We start from the raw sequence: 18,796 nt of genomic DNA, 5'->3' as shown, positions 1-18,796 counted from the left end.
TAACCTTATAAACATGTTTCGCCTACTTGAATCATTGTAAGGTGTAAGGGGTTGTTAAGTCAAAACTGGCATTTTCCGACCTTAACCGAGCTTTTTCTTGAAATGGACTGCTTTAAAAACGTATGATAAAGACAGCTTTCAGGTCTTGGATCGAGTGGCTGCTGCTGCGTTTATTATCCTCAGCCGGACTATCGGAGGGACAAAGTATGAAACATTTATTCATGAAACTACATCTCTGGGAACGGCAAATTTTCAAGTGGATCAACGGACGATTGCACAACCCTTTTTTGAACTTTTGGCTTTTCTATCTAACCCATCTGGGCGGAGCTACAAGCGCTATCGGTATCAATGTGCTAATCTGGGCGCTCTCACCCCAGCCTTTGAAAACAACGGGACTCCAGGCTCTCACGGCTCTGGCTGTCAGCCACCTGCCCGTCGCTGTTGCTAAAAAGTTATACCCGCGCATGCGTCCTTATCTGGCGCTGCCGGGAACGAATACGTTTCACAATCCGCTTAAAGATCATTCTTTTCCATCAGGTCATACTACAGCTATCTTCGCCTCAACGGTACCTTATATGGCGGCTTACCCTGCCTTGACCGTTTTCCTGCTGCCTCTGGCCGCTATTGTCGGTTTCTCCCGCATTTATTTGGGACTGCATTATCCTTCTGACGTTCTTGCAGGAGCGGTTATCGGCACTGGCGTTGCGGCAGGCACCGTTGTTTTATGGATCTGAAGCCTGCATCACAAGTCATATCGGCGAAATCCATCCGGGAACAGGTGAATCCAACATTGCGCAAAAAAAGAGTTTTATTGCTGTCGGAAGGTTTTGGCGCAGGACATACGCAGGCAGCCTACGCGCTGTCGAGCAGCCTGCGTAAGTTATCGCCCCAAGTGCAAACGAAGGTGCTGGAGCTAGGGAATTTCCTGAATCCAAAGCTGGCGCCTCTTGTTGTGTCGGCATACCGCAAAACAGTGACGACCCAGCCCCGCTTGATGGGGTACGTGTACCGTCACCAGAAATCATTTAATCGTCTTACCACGCTTGCCTTGCACCGCTTATTTTATACGCATACGCAAAATATTGTAAAGCAGCTGAGGCCCGATATTATCGTCTGCACTCACTTTATACCCAGCGCTGTGGTATCCCGCCTGAAACGGCTGGATCCGGCCTTCAAAGCGCCGCTCGTTACGGTGATCACGGATTATGATGCCCATGCCACCTGGATCAGCCCTGAGGTAGACCGGTATCTGGTATCCACTCCGGAGGTCAAAGCCAAGCTGCGCCGGCGAAACGTATCTGCCGCCAAAATCCAGGTTACCGGCATGCCGGTTCACCCCAACTTCTGGGAACATCCCGGAAGAACGGAAATTCTGGAGCAGTTCGGCCTGCAGGACTTACCGACGGTTATGGTTATGGGCGGGGGCTGGGGCATGATGAACGATGAAGTCGTGAACGAAGCGCTGGCGAGCTGGCGGGAGAAAGTCCAGATTGTCTTTTGTCTCGGCACGAATGATAAACTGCTGAGCGAGATGAACGAGGACCACCGGTACATTCATCCCAATATCTCCCTGATCGGGTTTACCCGCGAGATTGACAAGCTGATGGAGGTATCCGATCTGCTCGTTACCAAGCCAGGAGGAATGACCTGCAGCGAAGGGCTGGCCAAGGGTATCCCCATGCTCTTCCATCACCCCCTGCCAGGTCAGGAAGAGGAGAACTGCCGCTACTTCACGGCTGCAGGTCTTGGAGAACCGATTTCATCGCTGGATGTAGTCGACAAATGGATGGAGCGGCTGCTCTACAACTATGAGGACGTGCAGGCCAAACGAAAAAGCCATCTGGAAGCGATCGCCAGGTTTAATCCGCTGCAAAGCGCCCAAAGCATTATTGATATGCTCGAATAACGCCCACAAGAACAAGGGAACATATAAAAAAGACAGTCCAGGAATTTCTCCTTGGACTGCCATTTTTGTATGCTTCTGCTTTGGTGGAGACATAAATCGGCATTAACTGTTCTACAGCCGGTATTTATCCAGCCGGGCGGCCTGATACCGCTCCAGCGCCTCTGCCCCGACAATCGCTTCGCAACGCTGGATATTGACGCCACGGCCGTAAAATTTGGTCTCATATTCCGTCATGACATGCTCCTCATTGATGACACCGTCCGCATGCAGGTCAAGAGAGATATTCTTCATTTGCAGCCCATAGTCGGCAAACGCATTGAGGGAGAACTCAAACAGGCTCCGGGAATCTGTCTTCAGATGAATTTCCCCCAGCGGACTGAGTAACCCGCGGTATTTGTCAAGAAAACGCGGATGCGTCAGGCGGCGGCGGGCATGCTTGCTCTTCGGCCAGGGATCGCTGAAGTTCAAATAGATACGTTCCAGCTCTCCTGGAGCAAACACTTCCTCCGCGTAGTTAATATTGGCGAGTGCCACTCTGAGGTTAGGCGGCGTCTCATGTCCTGCCGGCTCCCACACCAAACGGGCTTTCTCAGCCGCGCGGCGGATCAATTCATCGTACATATCAACGCCGATAAAATTAATATCGGGATATTTGAAGCTCATTTGACTAATGAACTGTCCTTTGCCCATTCCGAATTCCACATGAATCGGATGATCGTTGCCGAACAATTCAGACCACCGCCCCTTGAGGCTGCGTGGATCGAGGATTACCAGATCGGTCTGTTCCTCCAGGCTTTCACGTATTCCTTTTCTTCCGCGTAAACGCATAGGTATTCCTCCGCTTATTCACTTATTACAATAACTATCACTTGCAATATTGTGCCGAACTTATCTGCAAAAGTAAAGGGATTTCAGTGAAGAGATGCTGATTCCGTCATTTTCTACATATATTTGCCAAAAGGAAAAGGGAATTCTCCGACGGGGGCAAAAAATCCGCCGGAGAATTCCCTTTTATGTTGTATTTGGAATTGGGGTCCACTAGTTCAACAGTTCATAGTCTACCTTGCCGGTGTATTAAAATCAAATTTCTTCTCGAACGCATTTCTGATCTTGCGCTGCGCTTCTGTCTTAATCTTATGGTTGCCATTAAACTCCACACCCGTAAGCGCAAGCGCTTCATCAGGAGTCAATTGCACATCAATGGAGCCTTTGCCTTCGGCATATGATGTTTGAGAATTCATCGTGATCACCTCTTGGGTTTTATTATGGATCGGACGACACGAAATTATGAATTCAATAAATGAAGATTTTGCTTGCTGTATCAGGTTTTTTACAATTTAAATATAACATAATGTGTAAGCATTAACAAGTGAAAACCCTTTATTTTTAGCCTTTTTTTCACGGATTCCGCAGGCGCCAATGTTACGCTGGGCGCTGTTTTTTGTTACAATGGATAGGTTAAAATAAAATGGCTCTACGTTGCCTTTCCGGAACACCGTCATTTTAGCGACAATATAAGGATAACTTCAGGGGGAAAGCAGTCATTCAGCCCTAAAAATAAACGTTCTTATATTTAAGAGAGGAGCTGCACCTGTTGAGTCTTCTAGAGACCTTTTCTCCACTGCTGTGGGGAGATAAACGATTTCATACCTGGAACTACGAAATGCGCGAACAGATGGATACCAAGGTATTCAAAGTAATGCTCGACGCCGGTTTCACCTGCCCTAACCGTGACGGCTCTATCGCCAAAGGAGGCTGCACCTTCTGCAGCGCCAGAGGATCAGGCGATTTCGCCGGAAGCCGCCGCGACGATCTGGTTACCCAGTTCAACAATGTGCGCGACAGACAGCATCTGAAATGGCCGAATGCAAAGTATATCGGTTATTTCCAGGCCTACACTAATACGTACGCTCCGGTCGAGGAGCTGAGAGAATATTATGAAGTGATTCTGCAGCAGCCGGGTGTGGTCGGACTTGCCATCGCCACACGTCCGGATTGCCTGCCGGATGATGTCGTCGAATATCTCGCCGAGCTGAACCAGCGTACGTACCTGTGGGTGGAGATGGGTCTGCAGACCATTCATGATTCCACTTCCGAACTGATCAACCGCGCCCATGATACCAAGTGTTATGTCGAAGCTGTCGAGAAGCTGCGCCGTCACGGCATCCGCGTCTGTACCCATATCATCCACGGGCTTCCGCAGGAAACTCATGAAATGATGCTGGAAACTGTTTCGGCTGTTGCCCGCATGGGTGTTCAGGGCATCAAAATCCATCTGCTGCATCTCATGCGCAAAACGCCGATGGTCAAGCAATATGAGGCTGGCCTGCTGCGCTTTTTGGAGCAGGACGAATATGTCAAGCTGATCGCCGACTCGCTGGAAATCCTGCCGCCGGAGATGATTGTTCATCGTCTGACCGGGGATGCCCCGCGCGATCTGCTGATCGGGCCTATGTGGAGCCTTAAGAAATGGGAAGTGCTGAACGCAATTGATGATGAGCTGGTTGCACGCGACACCTGGCAGGGTAAGTACTGGAGGAAGAGCTAATGGGCTTTATGTCCGTCCTTAGCTTTGCTCATAAATTAACCGCCGAACGCCTAATGTCCGGCGGCAGAGCCATTGACGCCACCGTGGGCACCGGTGCCGATACGCTGTTCCTCGCCAAGGCGGCCGGGCCGCGAGGCGGGGTGTACGGCTTCGACATTCAGCCTGCGGCGCTGAAGCTTGCGGAAGAGCGCCTGCGGCTGGCCCGGGAGGAAGCGCCGTCAGCGCTTTCTCCCGTGACGCTGCTGCAGCGCAGCCATGCAGCGATGGCGGATGCCGTTCCGCCGGAGTGGCGCGGAACGGTGTCGGCGGTGATGTTCAACCTCGGCTACCTGCCTTCCGGCGATGCCGACAAGACCATCATCACCGAGCCGGAGAGCACGCTGGCCGCCTTGGAGGCCGCGCTCTCGCTGCTGCGCCCGGGCGGCATCGTCACGGCGGTGCTCTACCCGGGCCATGACGGCGGAGACCGCGAAGCCTCCGCCGTTGAGTCATGGGCGGCAGGGCTTGCCCAGCAGGAGGCGCAGAGCATTGTGTACCGCCAGCTGCAGCGGTCTTCCGCTCCCTACGTAGTAGCCGTAGAGAAGAAAAAAGGAACTGAAGCCTAAATAGCAATGAGCAAAATCGGGCATTTTGGCATTCAGCTCACAAAATTGACACGCTGTAAGTAACAGAAGCAAGTAAATATTACAAATTGGAAGGAAGATGTTGTGATGACAAAACCATATCCTTTAAAATTTCAGCCGGAGTTTAAAGAACGCGTCTGGGGCGGCCGCGCACTGGAGAAATTCGGGCTCGAACTGCCGGAGGGCCATATTGGCGAAGGCTGGATGATCGCCGATCACCCGAACGGCACCTCTTCCGTCGTAAACGGCGAACTCGCCGGACAGGGCCTAGATCAAATCCGTGAGCAATTCGGACAGGAATGGTTCGGCAGCAAAGGCATCAGCGAAGAAGGCGGAAGATTCCCCCTGCTGATCAAGCTGCTGGACTGCAATGACAACCTTTCCGTGCAAGTGCATCCTACAGATGACTATGAAGGATTGCCGAAGGGTGAACTGGGCAAGACAGAAATGTGGTACGTGCTGGACGCCAAGCCGGGTGCCAAGATTATTTACGGCCTGAAAGAAAATGTCACCAGGGAGACACTGCGAGATGCACTGGAGAATGGAACCGTTATGGACAGTCTTCAGGAGATTACCGTCTCAGCCGGAGATTCCTTCTATATTCCTGCGGGCACCGTTCACGCTCTCTGCGCAGGAGTCGTTGTTGCCGAAATCCAGCAAAACTCTGACACTACATACCGGATTTATGATTATGACCGTCCGGGACTGGACGGCAAGCCGCGCGAGCTTCATATTGAGGATTCTTTGAATGTAACCGCCTATGAAGGTGCGGGAGCCACCTCGATGAAGACAGACGGCGCTGTTCCCGGAGAATGGCTGCAAATCGCCTCCTCTCCTTATTTCATCGTTGAAAAAGGCCTTGTAAACGGACAATGGGAGCTTGCCACGACTCCGGACAGCTTCACCATTCTCGTCATCTGCGAAGGCAGCGGACACCTGACGTGGGAAGGCGGTTCCCAGCCTTATGCCGCAGGAGAATGTTATCTGCTTCCGGCAACCCTTGGCTCTTACGGAATCGAAGGCCACTCCACCGTGCTGCGTTCTTATTTGCCCTAAAATTCATACTTATAAGGCAACTAGAGGTTAAGCGGAAGCCAGAAGTCGAGAACTAAGATCAGCCGCGGGTTCCGCTTTCATCGCAGGGAATCAGTGTAAAGCGGGGTTTTCTCTCGTTACTCTTTCCGATAAAGAGCTATATCAGCGATTCCTACAATACTCAGATGTATCACTCACATAACAAGCTAATGCTTCAGAGCGGAGTGGGTACGGCGTATGATCAAGGAAGCAGATGTTTTACAAACTTTTAGGAGGGCAGGATAATGCAGGAAAACAGCTTTACAATGACCGATCCCCTCGGCGTGAATATTCATGTGTACGAATGGCTGCCGGAGCCAGAAGCTCCGGTCAGGGGCATCGTGCAAATTGCGCATGGCATGTGTGAGACGGCTGCACGTTATACCCGCTTCGCATTAGCGCTCACCGGGGCCGGATATGCAGTTTATGCCAATGATCACCGTGGGCACGGCAAAACTGCCGGGAAGGTGAACCTGCTTGGCGATACCGGGGAGAACGGATTCTACTGGATGCGGCGCGATATGCTGCAGCTTGCCGGGATTGCCTCTTCCCGGCATGAAGGTCTGCCGATCTTCCTGCTCGCCCACAGCATGAGCTCCTTCCTGGCACAGAAGCTGATGTGTGAGCATGGCAATGAGATATACGCCGGCTTTATTCTCAGCGGCACCAATGGTCCGCGCAATATGCTGAGAGCCGGGGAAGCACTGGCCGGGATGCAGTTCAGACTGCAGGGAGCCCTTCATCGCAGCGTAATGCTGAACGGCCTCGTATTCGGCCCTTACAACCGTTCCTTCTCTCCGGTAAGAACGGCTTTTGACTGGCTGAGCAGTGACACGCAGGAGGTGGACCGTTACATCGCAGATCCTTTCTGCGGCGCGATCTGCACCACCCGCTTCTTCCGGGATTTCTTCCGGCTGCTGCGCGAAATCCAGTCCCGCGAAACACTGCTGACATTATGCAAGAATAAGCCAGTGTATCTGTTCTCCGGGGCCAAGGACCCTGTGGGTATGCAGGGGCAAGGTGTGCTGCGATTGGCCAGCATCTACAAGGAGCAAGGATTAAGCGATGTGGAGTACAGGCTGTATCCGGAAGGCAGACATGAAATGCTGAACGAAGTGAATCATAACGAGGTCACAGCCGACGTGTTAGACTGGCTGGTCCGGCACCTCCCTGCCGAGTCTCTGCTTCAATCGAATGCAATATAAAAGCCAAGTGGAAACGGCTTCGCCGTCCTCAAAAGGACGGTATCCGTTTCAGCGAGAAATAGAAGGATAATTTATAGCGTGAAGCATATAAATTCTTATATTTGAACAAAAACAGGCATTCCAGAAATAATGGAATGCCTGTTTTTTTGAACAAACTTTTAGTCAAGCCGTCGAAAGTCCAGCCTATGAACAAACAGAATAATGTAACTGACACTCCGTTGAGAACGTTGCAAACAGCGGACTGCGGGTCATGCTCTCAATCAGCCGCTCTTGCAGCCGTCCCCGTTGTCCATGTCCCCGCCAGAACCTGCGCTGAATTCCTCAAGCGAATACTGCAGAATCATCTGCGATCCTTTTGCACCGCTCCTGCGCAGACCGTAATCCCGAAAACCGGCACGCAGATAGAGATTTCCTGCCGGGAGATTGCGCTCATTCACAGCCAGCACCACCTCACGGACTGCCGGAAAATGAATACGGACAAAACCCGGCAGCAAAGCCATTGCAGCCTTGGCAAACCCTTGCCCCTGGCTGGCATAGTCAACAAGGAACGCACGCAGCAGCAACGCTTCGGACCAATGGTGGTAGAAGTCGGCGATATCCGCTCCGGTATGCAGGATAAAAAATCCTACCGGCTTTTCTCCAGCCATAATAACAACCGGAACCTTCCCCTCGTCCTGCAAGGCACCATCTATAGTCTCCTCAGGCAAGCCGGTGAATTCCGCCTGCTCCGCAGGAAGCTGAAACGCCAGCAGCCCTTCCCGCAGCTTCTCTTCATACAAAGTCAATCTGACCGGAGGTTGATTGCTCATAGCCGGAAGAATCCTCCTTCTACAAAGGCAGTGTATAATACTGTGCCCGCTGGCTGTCATCCTGCTGGTACAGCACAATCAGCAGCGTGTTTCCTTCCACTCTTGCCTCAGCTTCGGCCACAGCCGTGGCCCTGTCATTTACCGCTACGGCCGCCGCTGCTGCGTTCGCTTCACCGATATTGCCAGACACACCACTCATCTCCACATTCGGTTCTGCACTCGCTTCTGCATCAGCCAAGCCTTCATCGGCCCGCAGGCCGCTGATCGAATCCAGTACCGTCTCCAAACGGAAAGGCAGCACCTCCAGCATCATGAACTTCTGCAGTTCACGTTCACTGTATCCGGCCTCCGCCAGCTGCGGGGATATCAATCCCGGATGAGCAGCGATATCCTTCATATGTTTGGACCAATCCGCTTTATCCAGCAAGACATCCCACCAGATTTTGCGCGGCTTATATTTGTGCCCCAGGAAATAATCAAGCTTCATCAGCCCGGTAATGATGTCCATGGCATCTGTCCCGCGATCTGTAAGGAAGGCATGCAGACGGGTGAACAAATCCTCCAGCTGGTGGCCGATCTTCTGCCAGCCCCGATCTTCCCAGTAATCCCCGAATTCCTGAAAGAAATCAAACGGCGACTGGAACACATGGCGGATCAGGTATTTCACCGTATGGTCGAGCCGATGGCTGTTCCAGTATTTCTCCAGCACATCCTCCAGCCGTTTGAGCCGGATAATATCGGAGAACGGCATCACATGGCTGCTGAGAATCTCATACGGGGCATGTTCCATATAGGTATAGTCATATTTGGCTGCCTGGGCACGCAGTCCGGTGCCGCGCAGCATTTTCAGGAACCCAAGCTGCAGCTCCTCCGGCTCCATGGCAAATACATCGTTGAAGGTTTTACGGAAAGTGGAATAATCCTCCATGGGCAGTCCGGCAATTAAATCGAGATGCTGATCGATATTGCCGTTGGCCTTAATCTTCATCACCGTACGCGATAGCTTCGTGAAATTCTGGCGGCGTTTGACCAGCTCGTTGGTCTCGTCATTGGTTGACTGCACGCCAATCTCGAATCTAAAGACGCCGGGAGGAGCGTTCTGGGCCAGAAAATCCAGGACCTCCGGCCGCATGATGTCCGCCGTAATCTCGAACTGGAACACGCAGCCCTGGTGGTTATCAATCAGAAACTGGAACATCTCCATGGCATAGCTGCGGTTGATATTAAAGGTACGGTCAAGAAACTTGATCACCTTGGCTCCGTTCTCGATCAGATACAGCAAATCGGATTTGACCCGTTCGATATCATAATAGCGTACCCCTACCTCAATGCTGGACAAGCAGAATTGACAGTTGAAGGGACAGCCCCTGCTGGTTTCAAAATAAACGATCCGCTTGCTGAGATCCGGCAGATCATCCGGAAACCGGTGCGGTGTCGGCAGTGTATTCAGATCCGTCTTCGGACGCGGCGGATTGACAATCAGCTCTTCGCCCTTACGGTAAGCCGCACCGTACACAAAATGGAACTTGCGCTCATCCCGCAATTCCTGCAGCAGATGGTGGAAGGTCTCTTCCCCATCGCCGTTTACAACAAAATCAATCCCGGCTTCCCGCTTCATCCAGTACAGCGGCTCGTAAGACACCTCCGGCCCGCCTAGCACGATGGTGACCTCCGGCATCACCTGTTTGAGTATGCCAATCAGCTTGACGGTCTCCTCGATGTTCCATATATAACAGGAAAAGCCGATAACATCGGGCTTCTTCTGGAATAGGTCTGACACGATATTCATCACGGGATCTTTGATAGTGTATTCCGCCAGAAGGATATCTTCGAATTCATGCTCACTGTATGCCTTCAGAAGACGGATGGCGAGCGAGGTGTGGATATACTTGGCGTTTAATGTGGCCAGGACGATTCTCATGCCTAATAACCTTCTTTACATTTCATTTTGAAAAAACTCCAGAAACGGCTTGCCGTATTTCCGGTACTTCACTTCCCCGACACCCTTCACCCTCAGCATCTCCGCTTCGGTCTGCGGGCAAACCACACTCATCTCACGCAGGGTCGCATCATTAAAAATGATATAGGACGGGACATGCTCGCGTCCCGCCAGCTCGCGGCGGATCAGGCGCAGCTGCTCGAAGACCGTCTCGTTGACGGCCGACGGCGAAAGATCCCGCGACCGGCTGCGGTCCCGCCCGCCGGAGGCTCCGCCGGTGCGTGAAGGACGGGCCACGCGCTGCTGCACCTCACGCTGGCCGCGCAGTACCTCGGCAGCCAGCGGCTGCAGCCGCACCACAGGATATTGGCCTTCTGTCAGGGCCAGATATCCCTCCGAGATCAGCACATTGATGCTCTCGGTAATCTCTTTCTCCGTACGGCTCGACATCGCGCCGTGAGTCGGCAGCTGCTCGAAGCCGTATTGCAGCACCTTCTGGTTGCGTGAGCCCTTGAGCACCGAAGCAACCAGCGCCACACCGTAACGTTCACGCATGCGGTGGATGCAGGAGAAAATCTTCTGCGCATCCACTGTCATGTCTACCAGTTCCCGTTCATCCGTACAGGAGCTGCAGATGCCGCAGGGCTTGTCCCCGTGATCTTCACCGAAATAATTCAGCTGTGCACTGCGCAGGCAGCGGGTGGTGTAGCAGTAATCGATCATCTGCTGCAGCTTGCGGTATTCATTCGCCTTGCGCTCCGGGTCCTGCGGATTCTGTTCAATCAGAAATTTCTGCGTCATAATATCCTGCGCGCTGAAGAGCAGGATACACTCACTCGGCTCACCATCCCGTCCGGCACGTCCGGCTTCCTGAACATAAGCTTCCATATTCTTCGGCATATTGTAATGGATAACATAACGTACGTTGGACTTGTCGATCCCCATCCCGAAGGCATTGGTAGCGACCATCACACGGATGTCGTCATACAGGAAACCTTCCTGGCTCTCTGCCCGTTCCTGGTCATTCATTCCGGCATGATAGCGTCCGGCAGCGATTCCCGACGCCTGCAGTCTTTGATAGAGATCATCAACCTCTTTGCGGGTAGCCGCATATACAATACCCGGCTGATGAGAATGAGTAGCGGTATAATCCAGAACGAATTCGCGTTTGTTCTCCCCGCGCAGCACAGACATCGCCAGATTATCCCGGCCAAGCCCGGTCATGAAGACGCCCGGCTGGCGCAGACGCAGCAGCCGGACCATATCCTCCATGACCTCCGGGGTAGCAGTCGCGGTAAATGCGGCAAGAATCGGCCGCTGCGGCAGTTCCTCTACAAAAGGGGATACCGCGAGGTAGCTGGTGCGGAAATCATGGCCCCACTGGGATACACAGTGTGCTTCATCCACAGCCACGCATGAGATGGATAACCCGGCCATCTCTAACCGGAACCAGTCCAGCTCCAGCCGCTCGGGTGCAACATAAAGCAGCTTCAGCTCACCGCGGCGCGCAGCCCGGATGCGCTCATTCACTTCCTTGCCGCTTAAGGTGCTGTTGATATAGGCAGCAGGTATCCCCGCTGTGGTCAGTGCATCCACCTGATCCTTCATCAGCGAGATCAGAGGCGAGATGACCAGCGTCAGCCCCGGCTGCAGCAGCGCCGGAACCTGATAGCAGATCGATTTTCCGCCTCCGGTTGGCATGATGCCCAGCGTATCATGGCCCTCCAGCAAGCTCTCGACAATCTTTTTCTGGCCCTCCCGGAAGTCGGGATAGCCATAATATTTTTGCAGTTCAGCCTGCGCCTGTTCCATAGTAGGTGCTTGCATCTTCATATCTCTCAAAACTCCTTAGAACTTTCTCTCTTTAGTTTACCGGGCAAAAGACTAATGAGCAACAACCGGAGTGGTAAAACCGGAGGTTCATTTTCAAATCATTACATAAAAATCACCGTTCAAAGCAACACTTGATAGATATCCGCAATTTTCCTTTCCAGAAAATTGGCCTTTGTGCTGGCTGAATCTATGGAGCCCTCTCTATCCTCATTATTGTCGGGCTGATTAGTGTTATGTAGGGACCCCTCCATAGTATTTCTTCACGGCCCATGGTATATTGAGGAATACAATATTAGAGGACGGAGAATGCAGGCATGAACACCAGACGAAATCCCAAAGAGGCAAGCAGACGGGGCGGCAAGCCCGGAGGCCCCTCCCAAGCACAGCCAAAATCAGGGGCAAGAAACCATAAATCAGGCGCTAAGCCTGGCATCACTGCCAAAGCGAAGGGACAGGCTGCCGTCAAAAGCTATTCCATAACTGAGCCCGCAGAGCTGCTGCCTTTTTTGCTTAGCGTAATCACAAACAAGGGACGGAACTCCGTCAAGTCACTGCTCGCCCGCGGACAGGTCTCCGTAAACGGCAAACCAATAACCCGGCACAATTTCCAGCTGCATCCGGGTCAGACTGTAACCATTGACCAAGAGAAGCAAGTACAGGCCAAAGAGATGACCCTGCTTACCATCGTTTATGAGGACGATGATCTGATTATTATCCAGAAGGATGCAGGACTGCTGTCCATCGCCACCGGTGAAGACAATGAATTAACGGCATACCGCCAGCTGATGGAGCATGTCCGCCTCACCAATCCGCGCAACCGTATTTATGTCGTTCACCGGCTGGACCGTGATACTTCAGGCGTGATGATGTTTGCCAAGAGTGAAGCCATTCAGCAGAAGCTGCAAAATACGTGGAAGGAAACCGTAAAGGAACGTTCCTACGTGGCACTCGTGGAAGGGGCCGTCAAAAAGGCCGAAGGGACCATCAGCTCCTGGCTGAAGGAAACTTCGACCCTCAAGATGTATTCCAGTCCCCATGAAGGCGACGGGCTTCATGCCATAACTCATTACAAGCTTATTCAAGCCAACCGCCATTTCTCTCTGCTGGAAGTACAACTGGAAACCGGACGCAAAAATCAAATCCGTGTGCATATGGCTGACATCGGCCACCCTATCGCCGGTGACAAAAAATACGGCGCAGAGACTAAGGCCGTAGGCCGCCTTGGCCTTCATGCCCGCGTGCTTTCCTTCGTTCATCCGACTTCGGGAGAACTGCTGACCTTTGAAAGCGCCATTCCCAAGACATTCCTGAAATACACAGCCCCTGCGCCAACCAACTGATTCCTGATCACACCAAGCACCTGTATTTCAGACCTGTTATCGTTATTTCGGTGGCTCCGCATGGATGCAAAAAGACACCCTCCCGGGTGTCTTTCTCTGTACTACTCGATCTTTCCGCCTTCAACAACCAAATCACCGGTGTAGCCTTCCCCGTATACTTCATTTAACGTTTCTTTATACGCCTGATGAATAAATTGCTCTTTCCCCAGCGTCTCAAGTTCGGTGTTGATCCAGTTCAGCAATTCCGTATTGCCCTTGGCAACTGCCGGCGCTATCGTATCCTGGCCGCCAAAAGCCGGGATGCTTACGGTAAAGCCGGGATTGGATTTAGCCCACGCGATCAGTTCCGTATTATCATTGGCAATAGCTGCGCCGCGTCCGTCTTTAAGTGCCGCAAAAATCTCTGTGTACTGGTCGAATTTAAGCAGCTCGATTTCCGGATGTTCTTTTGTGAAGTAGGTTTCGGCAGTTGTACCTTTGGCTACGATCAGCTTTTGGCCCTTTTCTTTCAGCTGGTCAATGGAAGTGATCGGCGCGCTGTCGGGAGAAACGATCCCAAAGGACAACTTCATGTAAGGAGCGGCAAAATCCACTTTTTCTTTGCGTTCATCGGTTACTGTGAAGTTAGCCATAATAATATCAACCTTATTGGATTCCAGATAGGCCACACGGCTGGCTGCATCCACAAGCACAAACTCTGCCTTGGATTCATCCCCCAGCAAATCCTTGGCAAATCTTTTGGCGATATAAACGTCGAACCCCTGGTTTTTGCCTTCGGAGTCCACATAACCAAACGGCGGCTTGTCGGCGAACACACCGATCCGGATCTTGTCGTTTTTCTTAAGCTCTTCAATAGAAGCAAACTTTGAAGAAGCGGCCTCTTCCTTGTTGTTCCCCGAATTGCCGCATGCGGTCAAACCCAGCAAAAGCACTCCAGCTGCCATAACCGATACTGCAAATTTCAAACTCTTTTTCATCCCTCTTCATCCCCAATTTCTATATAGTTTGTTAATACTGAAATATATCCAGAAAGTGCTGGGCACGCTCTGTCGCCGGTTTGGTGAAAAATTGCTGCGGAGCCGCAGTTTCGCAAATTTTACCTTGGTCCATAAATATGATCCGGTCTCCAACAGACTTGGCAAAACCCATTTCATGGGTCACAATGATCATGGTCATTCCCTGCTGGGCCAGACCCAGAATGACATCCAGCACTTCCCGCACCATCTCGGGATCAAGAGAAGCCGTCACTTCATCGAATAGCATAATTTCCGGATTCATGCATAACGCTCTGACAATCGCGATTCTCTGCTTCTGCCCCCCGGACAATTGACGGGGATACGCATCCTTGCGGTCCAGCAGTCCAACCCTGCTAAGCAGCTCTTCTGCCTGCTTCAGCGCTTCCTTGCCGTCTCTCTTCTGTACCTTAAGCGGGCCGAGCAGAATGTTGTCTATAACCGTCATGTGGGGAAACAGCTCATAATTTTGAAAAACCATGCCGATATGCTGCCTTACTTCACGCCAATCTACAGCGTTCCCGGCAAGATTCTGCCCCCGGTACCAAATTTCTCCCCCCTCAATCGGCTCCAGGCCGTTAAGACATCGCATAAAGGTACTCTTCCCGCAGCCCGACGGGCCCAGAATAACTGTAACTTCCCCCTTCGCCACCTGCAGCTCTATATTATTCAGAACCTTCCGGTCTCCAAAGCTTTTCTCCAGCCCTTTTACCTCCAGCAAAATCTCTCTGGAATCTGCCATCGCCCTTCTTCCTTCCTGCATGCTAATTTTGCCATCTGCGCTCTATTCTCTTGGAAATCCTGGACAACGGAAAACATACGGCGAAATAAAGAATGAAAATAAAGCCGTAGACCCAAAAGGAAGCATTCGGCGCCTTGATCACCCCAAGCTCAATAATCTGCTGCCCGATCTTCACCACCTCGATCACTCCGATCAGCACAACGAGCGAGGTAGTTTTGACCATGCGAGTGGCCAGATTGATCGAACCCGGCACCATTCTGCGGACCGCTTGCGGAATCAGAATATACCGGTACAGCTGCCCTTTGCTGAGGCCCAGCGCTTTGCCGGATTCGTCCTGATGTTTTGGCATCGATTCCAATGCCCCGCGTACGATATCTCCGATTTCGGCTGCTCCCCATAAACTAAATACCAGGATAGAGGTAGCCTCTCCGCTGATATCGATATCGAGCAGGGGAGTAAAACTAAAATGCACCACGTAGAGCCAGACCAGAATCGGGATGATTCTGAAGGCCTCCAGATAGAGCCGCAGGACAAATCTTAGCGGTTTCGAATTCAGGGTTCTCAAGAGCCCCATCACAATGCCAAGCACCATTGCAATTGCAATGGAAATGAACGAAATCTCTATCGTGACCAGCAGACCGCCCAGCAGCCGCTCAAAATTTGATCCTTCAAACAGCACCTCAATCCCCGAATTCTGCATACCTTACCTTCCTTTCCAGCCATGTCAGGACCAGCGACAGTGGAAGCACAAGGACAAGATAGGACAACACGAGAAGCGACAGGGATTCCGCTGTTTTATAATGCATGCCGATCAGATCCTTCGCCACATTCATCAGGTCCATTAAAGCAATGGCGCCGACAATCGAGGTTTCCTTCAGCAAAAAAATCACGTTGGCTCCCAGAGAAGGAATGCTGATTGCAAACGCCTGCGGAAAAATCACATACCTGGCGAGCTGAAATTTGGATAGCCCGATGCTGAGCCCGGATTCCAGCTGCGTTCGGCTTACCGCTTCAATTCCGCTGCGGAACGCCTCGGTCATATAGCTGCCGCCCAAAAAGGTCAGGCCGACAATGGCACAGGTCACTTCGCTCAGGCGAAGGCCTACCTTAGGCAAACCATAATAGAGAAAGAACAGCTGGACCAGCAGAGGCGTATTTCTCGACAGCTCGACGTAGGCATGAATCACCATCCGGAGCCCCCGCACCTTGTAATACAAAATAATGCTGAACAGCAGTCCCAGAACAGTAGAGAACAGAATCGCCCAGAATGCCAGCTTCACTGTCAGCCACATCGCATCCCCGGAAAGCGGCAAGCTCTCCAGTATAAATTCCCAATCCAAATTCATAATTGCACAACCTTCTGTCGTAAAATCAACCCGTAATATACAACTATATAAATGTGTATAGTCGGTTATATAATCAGCCATGAGCATCAGCTGACACTCAAAGGACTGCCGCCCTTTCAATGACTATTCTAGCTTATTGTAAATATTTAAAATTTAACCAAAAACCTCACATAATGTGGTAATCATCTTATTCTCATAATGCCCACTTGTCAACTGTGTTTTGTGAATTTTCACTCTCATTCCCCACATGGTACAATGTAGAGAAAATCAAGAAGGTGCATTCAGTGTTCCACCCTACTGTCTTTGAGAATATTAAGGTTTCCTTAGAGAATCAGATCTATGACTATGATAATCTGGATGGAATTCTGGTAGTCACGAACCGTTCCGATCTGCTGGACCTGGCGTTGATGTCCAGGGAATTCACCCTCTCCTTCAAGCTGGCCGGCAGCAGCAAGGTAACAAGTGAACTGGTTCTCCGCTCGTCGGTGAAGGATCTCAGTGATGAAATACTGGAAGTCCCGGATTCCGTTCCCGGCTGTAATCTGCTGCTGCGTTTTCATTTGGAAATCGGGGATATCCCCACCCAATGCTCTGCTATCGAACAGATTCTCACCGGGATTTGGGGCCCGGAGCTTACTCCCCTACAATCGCTAAGCTTCCCCTTCGGCAGCAATAGCGGCCTATACACCTGCTGCGTCTCTCTCGCATTCAAGAGACAAATTAATGAAGAGCAAATGGACGATCTGCCGGACCTGCTTGAGTTTCTGCTTAGAAGCGCTGAGGAACTGGAGAAGGTCTAATATCACAGTGAGGTGAAGCCATGTTGAAGTTCCTGCCTCCCGCCAAAAGCAATCGCTGGTTCGTCTGGTTCCTGATTTATACCTTGATTCTCTGGCTGCTGCTGGCTCTGCACCGTTTTTTGCTGCTCGGGGAAAACTTCGACCTTCCGGTCTTTGCCCGTTTTGCGGCGCTCGCCCTTGTAGTCTCCGGAATTCTGCACAGCTTCGGGTGGTTTGGCGCCAAGCTGGTATGGCTGATCAGCACCATTGGCATTGTTTTCGGACTGGGCACCATGTATCAATACACTTACCAGGACATGTCTGGCTGGGAGGATCTTGCGGGATTTCTGTCTTTGATCGTGTTTACAGCGGGCGGCTTCGTTCTGGGTCTTATCGTCGAAGGCAGTTATTTGCTGATCAGGAAGCTGCGGAAACCTTAGATCCACGGGGTCCACAAGCGAAACAATTGAATAATCCGAACAAATGATGAGGTGATATTGTCATGTCCACTTCCTATTTGACCAAAAAAGCGCTGGCCCAGTCGTTAAAGCACTTAATGGAGCACACCCCGCTCAATAAAATCTCGGTAAAGCATCTTGTCGACGATTGCGGGCTGAACAGGCAGACGTTCTACTATCATTTTCAGGATATTTTTGAGCTGCTGGGCTGGATTTACAAGACGGAGGCAGTAGAGAGCATTGCTGAGTACCGGAGCTACAACACATGGACGGACGGGTTCTACAGAATCTTTTGTTATATCGAGAGTAATAAAACCTTCTGCTGTAATACGCTGGATTCTCTCGGCAGATCCCACCTTGATGCTTATCTGTACGACGTGACCAACGGTCTGGTTATGGGCGTCATTCAGGAGCTGTCAAGCGGAATGGAGGTTAGTGCCGAAGACAAGCGGTTCATCGCCAACTTCTACACTCTCGCCTTTACCGGGCTTATCATTCAGTGGATGCGCGAAGGGATGAAGGATCAGCCGAAGCATATGATTGAGCAGCTCAGTGTGCTGATTGAAGGGAATTTTCTGAAGGCGCTGCATAAATACGAGAAGAAGCTGTCGTTACCTTAGGGTGCGCAGCTTTTTTGGGGTAATTGGATCCAGTTGGCGATCTATTGGGCAAGAATTGCAGAAACGATGTGGAATTTAAGACTTTGAAGTGAAAAATATGCAAAAATCAGGAGGCCACCATGACAGAGGACTTTTATTGCGATGAGGTATTGAACGGCAAAACCCAGGTACATAAAGTGCTGGAGACAGAAAATGTGCTAGCCTATTATCATACGAAACCTTTTTATCCCGTGCATATTGTAGCTATCCCCAAAAAGCATATCTCCTCACTTCTCACCCTTGAAGAAGAGGACACTGAATTATTTCTTGAGTTATTTGGCGTTATCAAGCAGGTCGCCGCCATGGTAACGCAAGAGCACGGAGCTTGCAGAGTTCTCACGAACTTAGGCAATTATCAGGATTCCAAGCACCTGCATTGGCATATTACCTTTGGCAACCCGCTCAGATCACCTTCCTTCCCTGTAGAACCTTGTTAATTACTGTAAAAAAACTATACACTTTGCCTAAAGTGACCAAAATCCATACACTCTGGCGGTTTTGATTATACCTTCTGGATCGGCC

At 51.3% G+C, this 18,796-nt stretch carries 20 protein-coding genes; 11 read left to right on the top strand and 9 right to left on the bottom strand.

Annotated elements, in window-relative coordinates:
* Nucleotides 1–206 precede the first annotated feature (206 nt).
* Both NSS79_RS07055 and NSS79_RS07050 read left to right on the top strand, forming a co-directional pair.
* Complete coding sequence (locus NSS79_RS07055) at nucleotides 207–734, top strand: phosphatase PAP2 family protein (protein WP_342438801.1); 528 nt, start codon at nucleotides 207–209, stop codon at nucleotides 732–734.
* A gap of 56 nt (nucleotides 735–790) precedes the next feature.
* The gene (locus NSS79_RS07050) at nucleotides 791–1,906 is read left to right on the top strand and encodes a glycosyltransferase (protein ID WP_342438800.1); all 1,116 of its coding nucleotides are present in this window, start codon (nucleotides 791–793) and stop codon (nucleotides 1,904–1,906) included.
* 111 nt (nucleotides 1,907–2,017) lie between these two features.
* Here the strand turns inward: NSS79_RS07050 and trmB are convergent, their stop codons facing one another.
* Nucleotides 2,018–2,734: a tRNA (guanosine(46)-N7)-methyltransferase TrmB gene (gene trmB / locus NSS79_RS07045; protein ID WP_038587248.1), complete on the bottom strand. Its 717-nt coding sequence runs from the start codon at nucleotides 2,732–2,734 to the stop codon at nucleotides 2,018–2,020.
* A 230-nt stretch (nucleotides 2,735–2,964) separates the two neighbouring features.
* Nucleotides 2,965–3,147 (bottom strand): hypothetical protein, encoded by a 183-nt coding sequence (locus NSS79_RS07040; RefSeq protein WP_038587245.1) that lies wholly within the window; start codon nucleotides 3,145–3,147, stop codon nucleotides 2,965–2,967.
* A 353-nt stretch (nucleotides 3,148–3,500) separates the two neighbouring features.
* Here NSS79_RS07040 and NSS79_RS07035 point away from each other — a divergent pair, with 353 nt between their 5' ends.
* The 4 genes from NSS79_RS07035 (at nucleotide 3,501) to NSS79_RS07020 (ending at nucleotide 7,356) form a co-directional block, all read left to right on the top strand.
* A complete protein-coding gene (locus NSS79_RS07035; protein ID WP_342438799.1) occupies nucleotides 3,501–4,454 on the top strand; it encodes a TIGR01212 family radical SAM protein in 954 nt (317 codons plus the stop codon).
* Nucleotides 4,454–5,059, top strand: a complete 606-nt coding sequence (locus tag NSS79_RS07030) for a class I SAM-dependent methyltransferase (protein ID WP_076112649.1) — start codon at nucleotides 4,454–4,456, stop codon at nucleotides 5,057–5,059. The genes NSS79_RS07035 and NSS79_RS07030 overlap by 1 nt, the downstream gene beginning before the upstream one ends.
* A 105-nt stretch (nucleotides 5,060–5,164) precedes the next feature.
* Complete coding sequence (locus NSS79_RS07025) at nucleotides 5,165–6,133, top strand: type I phosphomannose isomerase catalytic subunit (protein ID WP_038587240.1); 969 nt, start codon at nucleotides 5,165–5,167, stop codon at nucleotides 6,131–6,133.
* 263 nt (nucleotides 6,134–6,396) lie between these two features.
* Nucleotides 6,397–7,356, top strand: coding sequence for an alpha/beta hydrolase (locus NSS79_RS07020; RefSeq protein WP_342438798.1), 960 nt, complete (start codon nucleotides 6,397–6,399; stop codon nucleotides 7,354–7,356).
* Nucleotides 7,357–7,616: 260 nt separating this feature from the next.
* Here the strand turns inward: NSS79_RS07020 and NSS79_RS07015 are convergent, their stop codons facing one another.
* The 3 genes from NSS79_RS07015 to recQ are packed head-to-tail and all read right to left on the bottom strand — an operon-like array spanning nucleotide 7,617 to nucleotide 11,937.
* On the bottom strand, nucleotides 7,617–8,165 hold the full coding sequence (locus NSS79_RS07015; RefSeq protein ID WP_342438797.1) for a GNAT family protein: 549 nt from the start codon (nucleotides 8,163–8,165) through the stop codon (nucleotides 7,617–7,619).
* Nucleotides 8,166–8,184: 19 nt separating this feature from the next.
* Complete coding sequence (locus NSS79_RS07010) at nucleotides 8,185–10,086, bottom strand: radical SAM protein (RefSeq protein ID WP_342438796.1); 1,902 nt, start codon at nucleotides 10,084–10,086, stop codon at nucleotides 8,185–8,187.
* 15 nt (nucleotides 10,087–10,101) lie between these two features.
* The gene (gene recQ / locus NSS79_RS07005) at nucleotides 10,102–11,937 is read right to left on the bottom strand and encodes a DNA helicase RecQ (protein ID WP_038587234.1); all 1,836 of its coding nucleotides are present in this window, start codon (nucleotides 11,935–11,937) and stop codon (nucleotides 10,102–10,104) included.
* A 314-nt stretch (nucleotides 11,938–12,251) separates the two neighbouring features.
* On the opposite strand from recQ, the gene NSS79_RS07000 reads away from it, so the two are divergent.
* A complete protein-coding gene (locus NSS79_RS07000) occupies nucleotides 12,252–13,277 on the top strand; it encodes an RluA family pseudouridine synthase (protein WP_342438795.1) in 1,026 nt (341 codons plus the stop codon).
* Between the two features lie 101 nt (nucleotides 13,278–13,378).
* On the opposite strand, the gene NSS79_RS06995 is transcribed toward NSS79_RS07000, so the two are convergent.
* Genes NSS79_RS06995 through NSS79_RS06980 form a run of 4 tightly spaced genes read right to left on the bottom strand, consistent with a single transcriptional unit; the run spans nucleotide 13,379 to nucleotide 16,378 of the window.
* Nucleotides 13,379–14,254 (bottom strand): cysteine ABC transporter substrate-binding protein, encoded by an 876-nt coding sequence (locus NSS79_RS06995; protein WP_342438794.1) that lies wholly within the window; start codon nucleotides 14,252–14,254, stop codon nucleotides 13,379–13,381.
* Nucleotides 14,255–14,285: 31 nt separating this feature from the next.
* Entirely contained in the window at nucleotides 14,286–15,032 is a 747-nt protein-coding gene (locus NSS79_RS06990) for an amino acid ABC transporter ATP-binding protein (RefSeq protein ID WP_342438793.1), read from the bottom strand.
* A 22-nt stretch (nucleotides 15,033–15,054) separates the two neighbouring features.
* Nucleotides 15,055–15,732 carry an amino acid ABC transporter permease gene (locus NSS79_RS06985; RefSeq protein ID WP_038587228.1) on the bottom strand — a complete coding sequence of 226 codons (678 nt, stop codon included), beginning with the start codon at nucleotides 15,730–15,732 and terminating at the stop codon, nucleotides 15,055–15,057.
* Nucleotides 15,713–16,378, bottom strand: a complete 666-nt coding sequence (locus tag NSS79_RS06980; RefSeq protein WP_342438792.1) for an amino acid ABC transporter permease — start codon at nucleotides 16,376–16,378, stop codon at nucleotides 15,713–15,715. Before NSS79_RS06980 ends, NSS79_RS06985 begins: the two co-directional genes overlap by 20 nt.
* Before the next feature lie 284 nt (nucleotides 16,379–16,662).
* Here NSS79_RS06980 and NSS79_RS06975 point away from each other — a divergent pair, with 284 nt between their 5' ends.
* The 4 genes from NSS79_RS06975 to NSS79_RS06960 all read left to right on the top strand — a co-directional run bounded on the left by NSS79_RS06975 (nucleotide 16,663) and on the right by NSS79_RS06960 (nucleotide 18,711).
* Nucleotides 16,663–17,178 (top strand): hypothetical protein, encoded by a 516-nt coding sequence (locus NSS79_RS06975; RefSeq protein WP_342438791.1) that lies wholly within the window; start codon nucleotides 16,663–16,665, stop codon nucleotides 17,176–17,178.
* A gap of 20 nt (nucleotides 17,179–17,198) precedes the next feature.
* The gene (locus tag NSS79_RS06970) at nucleotides 17,199–17,597 is read left to right on the top strand and encodes a hypothetical protein (RefSeq protein WP_342438790.1); all 399 of its coding nucleotides are present in this window, start codon (nucleotides 17,199–17,201) and stop codon (nucleotides 17,595–17,597) included.
* 62 nt (nucleotides 17,598–17,659) lie between these two features.
* A complete protein-coding gene (gene dhaS, locus NSS79_RS06965) occupies nucleotides 17,660–18,235 on the top strand; it encodes a dihydroxyacetone kinase transcriptional activator DhaS (RefSeq protein WP_342438789.1) in 576 nt (191 codons plus the stop codon).
* A 119-nt stretch (nucleotides 18,236–18,354) separates the two neighbouring features.
* Nucleotides 18,355–18,711, top strand: coding sequence for an HIT domain-containing protein (locus NSS79_RS06960; protein WP_342438788.1), 357 nt, complete (start codon nucleotides 18,355–18,357; stop codon nucleotides 18,709–18,711).
* Nucleotides 18,712–18,796 lie beyond the last annotated feature (85 nt).

Origin of the sequence: Paenibacillus sp. FSL L8-0436 (assembly GCF_038593025.1) — a bacterium.
GTDB lineage: Bacteria > Bacillota > Bacilli > Paenibacillales > Paenibacillaceae > Paenibacillus_AQ.
Note: the sequence above shows the minus strand (reverse complement) of the source record. Positions and strands in the feature narration are given on the sequence as shown.